Here is a 13,969-nt window from a genome sequence, read left to right on the forward strand (position 1 = left end):
TTAACCTACGACGACGTATTCTAGCGGATATTTATAAGAATAATTTTTTGCTCTTTTTGAAAGTGCGATTAATAAAGTCAAAATTCCGACGCGACCAACAAACATGACAATGCAAATGATCACTTTACTTTGAAATCCAAGCGTTGGCGTCAGACCTCGAGATAGACCAACAGTTCCAAAGGCAGAGACAACCTCATAACATAAATCAAGAAAAGGAGCAGATTCAAAAATTACGAGACCTAAAATAGCTGTAAAAATCACAAACAAAGATAAAACAATTGTGGCGCTTGCTCTTGCGATCGTCGAAGGAGCTATGGATCGGTAATATATTTCTAGAGTATTTTTTCCTATGATCTGGTTTACTATATTTAAAAATGATATAGCGAAGGTTGTCGTTTTGATGCCACCGCCAGTCGATATTGGTGAAGCTCCCACCCACATTAAGAAAAAACTAATAAATGTTATGGGAATGCCCATTTTGGTAAGATCGAGAGTGTTAAATCCCGCAGTTCTTGTCGTTACAGAATAAAATAAAGAATGAAAAAGCTGTTCCGTGATGGATAAATTCTTTAAGGTATATTGCTGTTCTAAAAGAAAATAGGAGATAGCACCGAAGAACCAGAGAAATACGGATGTAAAAAGCACTAACCTAGTGGCGACGGAAAAGCGAAATGTAGGTTCGTTTCGATAAAATATCCATCGGCGTAGTTGGCCCAGAACGGGAAATCCGAGTCCACCTAGCATAATCAAGATCATGATTGTCGAAAGAAAACTTTGCGCAGTAGAAAAATGTGGATCATTTAAATTTCCGGGCAGAAGACTAAAACCGGCATTACAAAAAGCCGAAATGGAATGAAAAATACAAAAAAATATCTTCTCAGATTCTGGTAGTGAAAGCGAAATAGGAAACGTAAGATAGAGTAAAACGGCTCCAAGAATTTCAATAAATATGGTCTGGTAGGCAATTTGTTTTAATATTTCTTTAACTTTTCCAATTGATTCCTCCGAGAGTAAGTCCTTTAACAAGAGTTTGTCGTTAACAGATGCTTGCCCCGCCAAAAAAAACGAAAAGAAACTCGTTAAAGTCATTAAGCCAAGTCCCCCCACTTGGATCATCATCAGAATGATCAGTTGTCCCGTTCTCGTAAACTCATCTGTAATGTTGATCGTTGAGAGGCCAGTCACGCACGTTGCAGACACTGACGTAAATATGATATCAATACTTGGAAGATTTTGACTTGTGGCTTTTGGAAAATGAAGGAACAAACTTCCAAAAAAAATAATGGCCGCAAATGATCCAATGAAAACAAAAGATGGGTTTATATTTTTGGCATTATAAAGACGAGAGATACGATAAAAATGTGCTAAATTTGAAAAGATCAAAAGGAGTTGATTGGTTGAAAGAAATATCAATGTGGTATCATCACCAGTCAGGTGATAGGTGCTCAAGAAGGCAAGTATGCTCTCTTGAAACAATCTTTCTATGAGGATCAAAAAGATTATAAAAAACTGTAGTTTGTGTTCGAATAAATATTCTAGAGCTTTTTTTGAGGAAAAAAGAAAGGAGAACAACTCATAAATTAAGAAGAAATTAACAAGGGTTGTTACAATACTTCGAACGACAGGTATCCAATCTACAGGATAATAGAAGCCATATTCGAAAATGAGGATGAAGAAAGAAATGATTCCCGAAAGTGTATAGATAAATCTTCCGATACTTCGCAGATTTTCTTTATAAAAGTTGCGAATAGAATGTTTTGCATTCTCAAGTTTTCTAAAAAGGAGGAGGACTTTGACAGTAAATTTGCGGAGCTTCAAGGAGTTACAGATTTAAGCGCAGCTTTCTTTTTGCGATTTTCTTCCAATCGTTGTTGGTCGAGATACACATTTGTACCACCAAGACCGGCGGTGCCGGTAATCATAATCAGACTGCCCGTTAATGTCTTTGTAACGACCAAAACACTTGCCAAAGCCGCGGAAGCGCCTAAAGCGAAGGGAAGCGTCAGAAAAAAAATAATGTAACCTCTACGAAATTTATCTTCCTCATAAACTGTATCTTCATCGAATTCTTCTCGAAGTTTTTTGATCGCTTCTCTTTTACCTCTACTTTTTGTTCCCTGATTTTGAAGTGCACCTGGATTCAGTTCACCTGTTAGGGGATTGATAGGGCTTTTGTTTAAGATGGAATTGTTTGCTGACTGGTATTGATTATTATTGGGTTGAGTCTGCAAATTTGTCGGAAGATTTGTTCCGGCGCCGGGTATGGACGCAAGAGGATCGTATTTCGTTCGAACATCTTTTGGCGTTGCCAGGTCAGGTCTCTGAAATGTTGGTGGTTGGTCTACGTCCTGTAAAACATTTCCTTCGGCGTCGTAACCAGGAATGTTTCGAAGGTCATAATTATTCGTATCGTAAAACCCCTCTTTTGTTTGGGACATAAGTGGTGAAAATACATTCCATGCAACGGACAAACTGATAAGGGCGACGATGGATCCAAATTTTTTCATCTTGGAAATTCTAGTTTAATCTTTGGTAGGATTGGTCAACGATTTCACGACCAGATAAAATCGTTGATTTATACTGAAATGACTTATTTTGAATCTCTTTGAGATCCTTTTCACTCAAACCTGATTTATGCGCATGCTCGTATTCACGCAAAAGATTCGTATCAAAAAGTCCGGGATCATCCGAACCGATTGTAATCTTTAAACCATTATCATTAAATCTTGCGATTGGATGGTCGCCTAGATTTTCTAACATACCAATGTAGAGATTGGATGAAGGACAACATTCAATGACGCTTTCGGTTTTAGAAATGCAGGACAAGCAATAATCTTGGAAAGTATGTAGGAATTGCGTTCTTTCACTGCTCATATTCATAGAAATGGTATCAGTCTTATCCTTCTTTAAAAGTTGTTTTCGTTCCTCTTCTAACTCTTCTTTAGAAAAGTAAGTTCCAAATTCTAAAATTGAATGATAATTTTCTAAATCAAAATGAATTTGGTCTAGTCGTTCTGAGACCAGTTCTGTTCTTTCTTCACTTAAAAAATAATCCGGAGCGATGCCAAGTGCAAGAGCATGTCCCAGTCTATGAGCGCCATATTGTGAAGCTTCCATTACCCATCTAACAGCAGAAAATGGAGTTTTGTCCTTGAAACTTTCACCTACATGATAAAGAATCGAAAGTGCCGTACTTTTCTCTGCGCTATTGTCGCGTAGTACTTGTTCAAAAAATGTTTTCTTATCCTTTGGTGGATATCCTTCTTCGATATGACAAAAGTCGATCGCAACGAGATAGTCTTTTATCATAGATTCTTTTTCCATCCAATTTTTCATCCAATCATAATGTTTTTCAAAGTTAAGGTCCCGATGAATCGACATTGCAAGCCTTGCTTGAATTAACTTTCCTTCTGATTTGGCTTTCGCTTCTCCTTCTTGCAAGCCCTCGCAACTTGCCATTAACTTTTTGAGAAATGATTCTTTTGGTTCCTCTTTTCCAAACATCAATCGGTATTCCCCATAACTTACGTCATCCAATGCATTCGAAACGACGACGTCCTTGCAAATTTCTCGAATTTCCTTGTCATGAAATTCAACCAATGCGATGATTAAATTGAATTTGGCCTGAAAATGAAGAAAGGGTGCTTTCTCGTTGAAATGGTAAAGAGATTTAAATTTTTGAATTTCCGAATATTCCTCAAAAAATGTTTTCGGGTTTATTTTGATGCCGTATGCTCGCTCATAAGAATCTAGGTAAATCTCCCAGCGAGGTTTCTGATTTTTTTTACCTATTCTTAATAGGGTTTCAGCAGGTAAACATCCATAAAGGTGGTTGTGTAGATCACAATACATAGAAAGTTGTCCATACCATGCTTCATAGAATACATCGAGTGTTGAAGCTAACTCGATTAAATCAGAAAATTCTCACACTTGCAATCCCTGTTTTTTTCGGAATGCTCAGTTATACCGCTATAATGATTTCTGATACAGCCATGGTTGGAAAACTTGGAGAGGTGCCTTTGGCCGCAGTGGGCTTTGGCGGAATGGTTTATTTCTCTATTTTTGCGTTTCTTATGGGCGGATCAATGGCGGTTCAAATCATAGTTGCTCGACGTTATGGTGAAAAAAATGACATCGGCGTGGGAAATGCACTCGTTAATGCCATTTACATTTCGATAACAATTGGTACTATCATGTCCTTGTTAGGCTTTATTTACTCCCCTCAGATCATGCAATTGCTCGGCGACGATCCCGAGGTAATAAATTACGCGGGAGATTATCTAGCCTATCGTTTTCTCGGAACTGGATTTTTTTTCTTAGGATTCGCCTTACGAGGATTTTTCGACGGAATTGGCATCGTGCAAGCAGGTATGCTTTCCTCCATTACGGCGGCAGTCACGAATATATTCTTAAATTGGATTTTGATATTTGGAAATTTAGGATTTCCGGAAATGGGTGTAAGAGGTGCCGCCATTGCTTCCTCACTGTCAAGTATCCCTTCGCTTCTTATCATATTTTTTTTCTTTTTTAGAAAGGATGTGGCTCCCTTTTTCAAAGCTCAAGTTTGGAAGCCAAATTTTGAAATCATTAAGGAACTTTGTGTAGTTGGAATTGCTCCCGCAGTGGAAGGGACATTAACCAATCTCTCATTTGCTGGTTTCTATAAAATCGCAGGTCTTATCAGCACAACTACACTTGCTGCCTCGAGTGTTGTCATTTCCTGTATGAGTCTTTCCTTTATGCCTGGTATAGCTTTTGGAATCGCAGCTACGACTATTCTTGGTCAGGCGATGGGACAAGGGAAGATTCGTCTTGCCTACCAAGGAACCATGCGATCTGCCACATTTTCGGCCATTGTTATGGGGACGATGGGCGTAGTGTTCATCGTGTTTGGACGTCAATTGCTTGCAATGTTTACGGATGCCCCCGCTGTCATAAGAGAAGGTTACCCTGCACTATGCATCGTTGCTCTAGTGCAGGTGGGTGATGCCTATCATATGGTCGTAGGTTCAGCGCTTAGAAGTTCTGGAATGATGTACTGGGTTATGTTTGCCTATTTGATCATTTCCTTTCTTGTTATGCTTCCCTTGGCCTATTTATTCGGAATAGTACTCAAAGGCGGATCGATCGGGATCTGGGCTGCATTTTTTATTTGGATTTTACTCCTAGCCATCTCATTTGTTAGAAAATTTCGTAAGAAGGAGTGGGTAAATATACGAATCTAATAGTAAGTAGGTAATATGAGACGCAACGAACAAGAAAGACAGGCGATACAGAATTTTTTAAAGTCCGTTGAATTGTTTAAAAAATTACCTCCTGCGATCTTGAGTCGAATTGCAAATAACATCCAAGAGAAATTGATCAGAAGTCATGAAGCTCTTTATTATAAGGGTGAAGTATCCGAAAATATTTATATTGTTCGCTATGGCGAGATATTGCTTGAGAATATCGCGAACCAAGGCGCCGTATATATAGGTGCTGGTCAAGTTCTCGCAGAAAATTCGTTGATCTCTGGCTCCAATCATTCTACTTCTGCCATCGCAGTAATCGACAGCCTTGTTTATGTTCTGAATGGTAAACTTTTTTTACAATTGGCAGCGCAGGAGAAGATCTTAGCACAAAGTATCATTCATTTGATGGGCTCTAGAATGCGCGACCATATGGAAAAGAATGTCACGCAAGGAGCATTCATCGGCTTACGGAGATTATGTGTTCATGTTCCTTTAGATCCGGAATACGATTTTGGAAAAAAAATCGAACTCTTTCTTGAAAACTATGGCGAAAATACAAAGTCTTTATCAATCAGTGTTCCCATTTCGCAATTTGTCGGAATGGATACGACACGCATTTCTGAATATCTGACTGAGATACGTAAAAAAACACCTTTGGTTCATCTTTACTTTGATGAAAAAATATCACGACAGGAGTTATCGTTCCTCGTTGTTCAATCCGATTTTATCGTCTTCTGGGAGACTGATCCCGAAAAATTTTATCGCGAGAAAGAAGAAATTGTAAATTTTTGGAAAGGTCGCATTCGCAATTTCGGAGGACGCGCCATCCGCCTCATGGAAGCGGGTGTCGTAAAAAGTTACCTTCCTTCGGACGAACAAATCAAAACTTTTTATCAAAAAGATACTCTTGCCCGCTATCTCGTCTCAAAGACCAGAGGATTGGCATTAGGCGGTGGCGGAGCCAGAGCACTCGCGCACGTTGGACTATTAAAAGTACTTCATCGAGAAGGAATTAAATTTGACTATGTATCAGGAGCATCAATGGGTGCGGTGATTGCTGCCCTATATGCAAGATTAGAAAATCCTGATAGAATCGAGGAATTGATTAAAGAATTTTTCGGAGGATTGGAGAGTGCCTTCGATCCGACAATCCCAGTTGTCGCATTTTTCAAAGGCAAGCGCATGAAACGGATGTTAAAGAACGCCTTTGGTGACCAACGAATAGAGGAACTGCCACTTCCCTTTGTGACTTCGGCGGTTGACCTTCAAACGGGAAAAGAACATGTTTTTGACCAAGGACCTATCACTGAAGCTTTGGTAAGTGCGATGAGTTTGCCAGGCGCATTTCCTCCGTATCGTTTAGGTGAAAAAATCTTAGTGGATGGTGGAATGATCAATAATGTGCCTGAAAGTTTGATTCGAGAGAAGGGTGCCGACATGGTACTAGGAATTAACGTTTCGCCATTACAAGAGATAGTTCCAGTAAAATTATTCGAAGACAGAAATACGACGGAGAAGGGCTTTTTTCGCTATATTTGGGATACTCTTAAATACCCACCAATTTTACAGATCATGACAAGAACCATTACCTTAGAAGGTAGAGAGATAACGAGACTTAAGCGGCCAAAGATGGATCTATTTGTACATTTTCATCTTGAAGAATTCCAGCTTTTCGATTTTGCCAGATATCAAGAGATAATAGATAAGGGCCAGAAAGAAGCCGAAGACAATCTAGCCGAAATCAAAAAATTGTTTGCATAAAGACTTTACGTAACTCGGAACCGTTTAGAATAAAAATACATACCGAACGAGAGGAGGAGAGAGAATGTAGGTATGGAAAACATCCATGCTTCAAAATCTTCAGCACCTTTTATGAAATCGTCTATGCAAAAAGGAAACAGGAAAAGTGCAAAAAAGAAAAAAATGCCAGCTAACAAAACCAATACGGCCCTAACTAATTTTAACACGGTCGTATTAGGGGGTGGTATGGTATCATTTGTTGAAACAGTCGGTAAAAGTACATTCCCAGTTCCAAATAAAAAAGTTTTATCCTTTTCGAGTGCACTCTTTGAGTAGTGCCGAACGAGAAGTAGTGGTGTGATCACAAAAATGGGTGCATACATTAGAGCCGAAGCTCCGAAATTAAGGACAAAGTCAAATCCGCCGTGTAACAGACTTGAGATTCCGACACCAATAAAAAAAACTTTAATCCTATCTTCTTTCTCCATCTTTTCTTTGGCAATCCAATGGCCGATGATCGCACCCCAGAGGATATGACCTGGGACAGATAAAAAAGCTCTTAGAACTCCCACCGCAAAACCATGCTCTAAAACGTAAAAGATATTTTCGAATGTGGCAAAACCACCTCCGACACATGCACCATAAACAATGCCATCAAAATGTTCATTAAAAGCATCATTTCTTGCGGAGTAGAATCGAATCGCCAAGTACTTTGCAACTTCTTCTGTAATGCCCACGACCAAAAAATAATGAATCGCCAAATCAATATAACTTGGTGTTTCAGAAAGAACGAAAAGAGTTTCGAATAAGCCAGCTGGTAATATGAGCGCCGCGCCCCAGTAGAAGGATCGCAAAACAACACTGATTGGTTCTTTTTGTAGGTGATCCTTTGAATAATATCTCTGTACGATGACAAAGCCGGGGAGTATTGCGAGCGCTAATAGACCGAATGTTGTCATATCGAAGAGAGTATATCTTTTTTCTTTGTTTCAAATTCCTCAGCAGTAATGAGGCCTTGGTCAAGCAGTCCTTTAAGTTTGGCTATCCTTGTTGCTGGATCATTCGCTGGTTGGGCCGCCTGTCCTCCTCCGCCTTGATTCTGATTCATCATATTGCCCATCATTTGGCCCATATTCATACCCATTCCCATACCCATACCAGCACCCATGGCACCACCACCCTGACCTTGGTTTTCAGCTGAAGCTTGGCCGATATCAAACATTTTCTTTTGTTGGTACTTGTCACCTAACATATCTATTTCGAACTTATCGGTGATGATCTTCTGAATTCTTTGATAATTCGGGTCCGCTTGATCAAAGTTGACAGACGAGACGTTAAACTCCGATAGTTCGAGGCCGTATTTTTCAAATTCCGGGGAAAGCTTCACTCTACCTGCTGTAGAACTTTCGTCTCGGTATTTGTTGATTTCAACAACAGATGTATTGTTGTTGAGGATGACTTCAGAGATGAAATCTCCAATACTTCTAACAATATTTGGTTTTAAAAATTCGTCAATGGACTCATTTGTAGTTCTGTTGCCGCCTTTTACTACATTTAATAAAAAAGACCGAGCATCTTTAACACGAAATTTATAATCACCAAACGCGCGAATGTTGAGAACAATTTTATACTTAGGATCCTCTAGAGGGATAGGTGTATTCGTTCCCCATTTCATAGCGAAGATGGACTTATTTACGTAGTATACTTCTGCTGTAAAAGGAGTTTTTCCGCCGAAGGGAATATTGATAAGTGCTTCAAGCAGAGGGATGTTCCCTGTTTTTAAGGTATGTGTTCCTGGGCCAAAGGAATCAAGAGCTTTGCCTTCTTTGAAAAAGATGGCTTCGAGATTTTCATCAACGATGAGCTGACCTGCGGTGCTGATGGCATCTGATGGATATTTCCAGACGATCTCATTAGCGGAACCTTCAAATTTAATACGATCTATGATTGACATTGCTTACTTCCTTTTATTTTTTAAGAAAAATATTATTTCTAGCTTCAAATTCTTTTTCGATATTTTCTAATGCGGTGATTACATTTTGGATCGCAGATTCCGGATTTTCACTAAACCAAGTGTTAAGTTTTTGAGTGATATCAAGTTCCAGTAAACCTAGTTTTTCTAATATTCCAAAATCATGTTTCAGTAATGTTTCAAGCTCGGCCGTTGAAGCTTTGAAACCGGCACCTAAGCCATTTAAACCATATCCTGCAGAGGAAATTTTCATGATGATTCGATCCAATGCATTGACGGCAGGATTTGTTTTTCCGATATTTTGAATCTGTGCTTTTGCTACAAAACCTTCTTCTAACTTTCTCAGTGCTTCTTTAAAAGGAGCCAGTCTTCCGACGATCTCTTTTCTCACCAAAGCATCTGTTTTATCAAATTCTTGGTTAGCAAATGCTTCTGCAAAGATAGAACTTTCCTTCAAAAATTTTCTGACGGGGCCTTCTTCTGACTTAAATCTCTCTAAGGTTGATGTCAACCATGCTTGGTCCATATCTATCTCCTAATCCTTTTTAACTTCTTCTGCGCCTAACGTATTAATTGAATCACAAGTAATGTAATTAAATATTACACTTTTATCTGACTGGTAAGTTACCTTGTTATCGTAAGATTTCCATTTGCCCTGGTCAAACTCACAATCATGCTTTTCACCTGCGGATTCACCTCCGATTTCTTCGAAATGAACTAAATATTTTTCCTTTCTTGCTCCTAATCTTTCACATCCGATAGAACCTGAACAGTCACGATAGACTGGCGCCGGCCAATACGGTTCCGGTTCAATACCGACTCCTGTTGCAGTGCTGACTCTTTCGTAAGCCCACCTGTCAACTTTGTAATAACATTTTGAATCATAGACGGGCTCGCTCCGATATTTGGTTGAACAACTTTCGCTTTCGGAATAGGTCCCATCACCGTTATCGGATTTTACAGTATGGCATTCTTCTCCATCAGCAATTTGATTATAGCTTCTAACCTCTGATCTACGATCAACACTGTATGCATCGCTCGGCATCGAATCACACCAAGATGAGTCGGAGACGGGTTTGAATTGTTCAATGTCTATGGAACGTGTCCATTCATGTTCCGTTAATTTTAGATTAACTTTTTCAGTCCATAAAACACCTATGAGTACGAAACCAACAGAGCCAACTCCCAGAGAACTTAGCATCCAGACGACCCACTTGGGAGTTTTTGGATGTGCTTTGATCCATTTCGAATCTTTAAAGGCTAAATCCTCCTTGTTTCCAGCTGTTGAATCGGAATTTGGTGTTTGTTGGTTGCTAAGATCTAGCTTTGCATTTTGAACACTATCAACCTCGGGAAAGACCCCTTCAATTTGAGACGAACGTCTTGTTACTTCCTTTGCTCCGTCAAGGGCTCCTCCGCAGTTTCCACAAAAGGTTGATTTCGCTCCGTTTGGAGTTTGACAGAAGGGGCAAACCTTATCTGCTCCGTAGTAAACGTGATCTTGTACAGCAACCTTTTCGGAATCAGAAGGAAAATATCTACGGGTGGGATCTTGTGTAGCACCGCAATTAGGACAATGTCGATGAGATTTTCCGAGTAATTTTTTGGAACCGCAGAATTCACAATCCCAAAGCATTTCATAAATTTTTTCGCCTGCCATCGCCAAGTTTTATCTAAGAAAATCGTAATTTTGCAAGAAAAATATTTCAATTCTTCAGTAATGAGTATAAAATCGATTTATGATTCAACATCGAATGAAAGGATCGCGCGTTTTAGTAAATGTTTTTGCGATTCTAGTAACTTTTTTATGCTTTGCCTATGTTTTTTCCTCACAGACTATCGCAAGCAACCTTGAACATCCTTTAGACAAATTGTATAAAAAAATCTCACCAAATATAAAGGTGGCCGATGACTCCGTCGTCTTACGGAGATTAGCTTTGCATTTAAAAGGAACCATCCCTTCACCCGGAGAATTATTAGACTTTGAAAAAGAAAATCAAGAAACCCGTGTCACCCATTATACAGTAAATTATCTAAGAGATCCGAGCTTTGCAGAATATTGGGGAATTAAATTTTCCTCGATGCTTCGAGATAAAACGAAAGGACGAAAGATTCTAACGGGAGCATTTTTTAAGTACTTGGCGGAATCTCTACATATGAATAAGGGATATGACGTTTTGGTAACAGAAATGATCAATTCCAAAGGAAACTTAATTGAAAATCCGGCGACTGGCTTTTATCTTCGGGATAACGGTGATCCCTTACAAGTTGCAGAATACGTTGGAAGATTGTTTTACGCCAAACGAGTAGGATGTGCGAGGTGTCATGATCATCCATACATTTCTAACTACACCAGAAGAGACTACTATGGGTTAGCTGCTTTTTTTAGCCAACAATATGTGAGAGATGGAAGTTGGGATCCTGAAAAATTTAAAGGTAAAGATGTGGCCTATGTACCACGGGAGCTTGAGGAGCACCTTCCAACCGCCGAAATGAAATCCCTGCAGGATAAAAACGGTGAATGGAATCGAGAAAATTGGAATCAATGGAGTGATGCAGATCGTAAAGCCTATCAAAAGAAATTCGAATTGGCGCATGCTACCGTTTATATACAACCTAAACTTGGACTGCGCTTTCCGCATACTGATGATGCGCCAGGTGGAGATCTAGTTAGGCCTAAATTTTTAGATGGTGTCGAAGCTAAATTGAAACCAGGAGATGACAGGAGAAAGGTATTTTCTGACTGGCTTACCGATAAGAAGAATGATCGATTTAGGAAAGTAATTATAAATCGTGTTTGGACAAGCCTAATGGGTTGGAGTTTTTTTACTCCGTTAGATGATTGGAATGAAGATACAGAAGTAACAGGAAAAGCAATTTTAGATCATTTAGATAACGTTTTTTTGAAACAAAATTTTCGAATCAAAGACTTAATCCTTTATATTGTCACCTCAAATGCTTATGCTAGGTCTTATCCAAAATCTAAGGATAAAGATGTCCAGGATAAAATCAGGTACTTCACATCACAAAGATTAGATGCTGATCAATTACTAAATTCGATGATTAAAGCGTCAAATTCACTCTCGTTAGGCAGTGTCAATGAGCGCAAAGTTATTCCATTTGATCATTCTGGAAACTTGAACCATGTCGATCTTGTTGGTATAGGTAACATTCGCATCCCTAAAGAACAGGCAAAAGATATAACCAGTGCAGCAGAAATTGAACATCCTGCTCCTTACTCCTCCTTCTTATCTGTATTTGGCACTGGGAACCGAGTAGACATTTCCGACGATTTTTCAGAAATAACCATCGAACAGGTATTAACTCTTATGAATGGAAGAGTATCAAGTAAATTAACATGGGAGTTTGGAGGCAATGATTCGCTACCAAAAAGAAAATTTGAAGAAACCAAATCTATGTCAAAGACTATAGACTATGTATATTTTTCTCTATTGGGTCGACATATCAATCCTACTGAATCAGATAAAATTTTCAAAAAATTGATTAAATCAGAACAAGTTTACGATAGAGAGCTCATTCAAGATCTTTGCTGGGCCATTTTGAACAGTCAGGAATTTTTACATGTCAACTAACATTCGATCTATCGAAAGAAAATTATTTTTAAAACGAAGTTTGGCCCTATTAAGCGCCGCCTTTATTACCTCTGGTGTATCGAGTCTATCTGGTGCCGAAGAGAATGAGGAAGAGGCAGAATTCACGCATAAATCCCCCGTCAAATCGATCATATTTATCAATATGGAAGGAGGAATGAGTCATGTGGATACCTTAGATCCAAAATCAAATAGCTCGTTTTCTAAAGTTTCTTCTTCCATTAACGGGATTAGCTTGCTTGAACCTTTCTCGAAAACAGCAGGTCAACTTAAACATTTAGGTATCATCAGAAGTACTTGGAGTGAGGATGGTGACCATGCGTTCGGACAGTACTTACTAAATACAGGATACCGTATGCCGGAAGGAATGGGTTTTCCTGATATACCGCATTTTGGTTCCATCTTCGCTTTTGCGAAAAAACGAAAAACAAAAGAATCCTATTTTCCGAGTTATGTGACCATGGGTGGGCGAAATGGTCGCATCGGAAATTCGGGATTTTTAGGAGTTCCATATTCTGGATTTCATATAGGCAATTTAGATAACGCAATCTTACATCTGTCTCCTGCTCTCGGAAAGTACAAAGGAGAGAGGTTGATGCGAAGACAGGATATTCTTTCGATCATGAATGAGGAATTTCGTGCACATAACAAATCCTCTCAATTGAAAACTTGGTCAGAAATGGTGAATGCCGCAGAAGAATTTCGGAATTCGGCTGATTTAGCTAGCTTCGATATAACAAAAGAGCCAGAGGCGATGCGGGCGAGATATGGAAATTCTTGGCAAGGAAAAGCATGTTTGATGGCCAAACGACTCGCCGAGAAAGAAGTTCCTTTCATTCAAATTACGATTGGGGGTTGGGATACGCATAACAATAATAAAGCGCAAATAGCCAAAATTATGAATGATTCAGACCAAGGGATCTCGGCATTGATTGAAGATCTCGCTGCCAGTGGTCTGCTTAACCAGACAGTCTTTTTTCTAAGTTCGGAATTTGGAAGGACACCGGATGTCGGCTCAAGAGATGGAAGAGACCACCATCCAAGAGTTTGGACCTCCCTATTAGGCGGGGGACCATTTCAGAAAGGTTTTGTTTTAGGAGAATCGGATGAGAAAGGAGAAAGGCCTGCAAAAAATACGACTGCCTATCACGTCAGAGATATCATAGCCTCGATCCATCATGCCTCAGGAGTAGATACCGAAGCAAGCCTCACAAATTCATTTGGTAGACCTTTCCCGATTTCGCCAAGAAGTTCAAAAATCATCGAAGATATTATGAATCTTCCAGATTAGCGGAGGTTAGGCTAAGTATCTTATGAATTTCTTCTCATTTGGGGTGTGTTCCATTAGGACTAGGGGTCAAAAGGAACACGAATTTTTCCTTTTCTAAATTGGACAAGTATGGAAACTGTTCCTT

Annotated in this window: 11 protein-coding genes; 4 read left to right on the top strand and 7 right to left on the bottom strand. The window is 39.3% G+C overall.

Features of this window, described 5'->3' with window-relative positions:
* The 3 genes from EHQ58_RS16715 to EHQ58_RS16725 are packed head-to-tail and all read right to left on the bottom strand — an operon-like array spanning position 1 to position 3,852.
* Entirely contained in the window at positions 1 to 1,818 is a 1,818-nt protein-coding gene (locus tag EHQ58_RS16715) for a TrkH family potassium uptake protein (protein ID WP_246047410.1), read from the bottom strand.
* Positions 1,815 to 2,507 carry a hypothetical protein gene (locus tag EHQ58_RS16720; RefSeq protein WP_135625059.1) on the bottom strand — a complete coding sequence of 231 codons (693 nt, stop codon included), beginning with the start codon at positions 2,505 to 2,507 and terminating at the stop codon, positions 1,815 to 1,817. The genes EHQ58_RS16715 and EHQ58_RS16720 overlap by 4 nt, the downstream gene beginning before the upstream one ends.
* Before the next feature lie 10 nt (positions 2,508 to 2,517).
* Positions 2,518 to 3,852 carry an amidohydrolase family protein gene (locus EHQ58_RS16725; protein WP_135625061.1) on the bottom strand — a complete coding sequence of 445 codons (1,335 nt, stop codon included), beginning with the start codon at positions 3,850 to 3,852 and terminating at the stop codon, positions 2,518 to 2,520.
* Positions 3,853 to 3,890: 38 nt separating this feature from the next.
* Between EHQ58_RS16725 and EHQ58_RS16730 the strand changes: the two genes are divergently transcribed.
* Both EHQ58_RS16730 and EHQ58_RS16735 read left to right on the top strand, forming a co-directional pair.
* Positions 3,891 to 5,225 (top strand): MATE family efflux transporter, encoded by a 1,335-nt coding sequence (locus EHQ58_RS16730; RefSeq protein WP_246047433.1) that lies wholly within the window; start codon positions 3,891 to 3,893, stop codon positions 5,223 to 5,225.
* Between the two features lie 15 nt (positions 5,226 to 5,240).
* The gene (locus EHQ58_RS16735; protein ID WP_135625065.1) at positions 5,241 to 6,992 is read left to right on the top strand and encodes a patatin-like phospholipase family protein; all 1,752 of its coding nucleotides are present in this window, start codon (positions 5,241 to 5,243) and stop codon (positions 6,990 to 6,992) included.
* A gap of 5 nt (positions 6,993 to 6,997) precedes the next feature.
* Here EHQ58_RS16735 and EHQ58_RS16740 read toward each other — a convergent pair whose 3' ends face one another.
* Genes EHQ58_RS16740 through EHQ58_RS16755 form a run of 4 tightly spaced genes read right to left on the bottom strand, consistent with a single transcriptional unit; the run spans position 6,998 to position 10,603 of the window.
* Positions 6,998 to 7,930 carry a PrsW family intramembrane metalloprotease gene (locus tag EHQ58_RS16740; RefSeq protein ID WP_135625066.1) on the bottom strand — a complete coding sequence of 311 codons (933 nt, stop codon included), beginning with the start codon at positions 7,928 to 7,930 and terminating at the stop codon, positions 6,998 to 7,000.
* Positions 7,927 to 8,925 carry an SPFH domain-containing protein gene (locus tag EHQ58_RS16745; protein WP_135625068.1) on the bottom strand — a complete coding sequence of 333 codons (999 nt, stop codon included), beginning with the start codon at positions 8,923 to 8,925 and terminating at the stop codon, positions 7,927 to 7,929. Before EHQ58_RS16745 ends, EHQ58_RS16740 begins: the two co-directional genes overlap by 4 nt.
* A gap of 13 nt (positions 8,926 to 8,938) precedes the next feature.
* Positions 8,939 to 9,469: an LIMLP_15305 family protein gene (locus tag EHQ58_RS16750; RefSeq protein WP_135625070.1), complete on the bottom strand. Its 531-nt coding sequence runs from the start codon at positions 9,467 to 9,469 to the stop codon at positions 8,939 to 8,941.
* A 9-nt stretch (positions 9,470 to 9,478) separates the two neighbouring features.
* On the bottom strand, positions 9,479 to 10,603 hold the full coding sequence (locus EHQ58_RS16755) for a zinc ribbon domain-containing protein (protein ID WP_135625072.1): 1,125 nt from the start codon (positions 10,601 to 10,603) through the stop codon (positions 9,479 to 9,481).
* A gap of 79 nt (positions 10,604 to 10,682) precedes the next feature.
* On the opposite strand from EHQ58_RS16755, the gene EHQ58_RS16760 reads away from it, so the two are divergent.
* On the top strand, positions 10,683 to 12,536 hold the full coding sequence (locus tag EHQ58_RS16760) for a DUF1553 domain-containing protein (protein ID WP_246047411.1): 1,854 nt from the start codon (positions 10,683 to 10,685) through the stop codon (positions 12,534 to 12,536).
* Entirely contained in the window at positions 12,526 to 13,845 is a 1,320-nt protein-coding gene (locus EHQ58_RS16765) for a DUF1501 domain-containing protein (protein WP_210412842.1), read from the top strand. Before EHQ58_RS16760 ends, EHQ58_RS16765 begins: the two co-directional genes overlap by 11 nt.
* Positions 13,846 to 13,969 lie beyond the last annotated feature (124 nt).

This window comes from Leptospira ognonensis (assembly GCF_004770745.1).
In the GTDB taxonomy this organism is placed as follows: Bacteria; Spirochaetota; Leptospiria; order Leptospirales; family Leptospiraceae; genus Leptospira_A; species Leptospira_A ognonensis.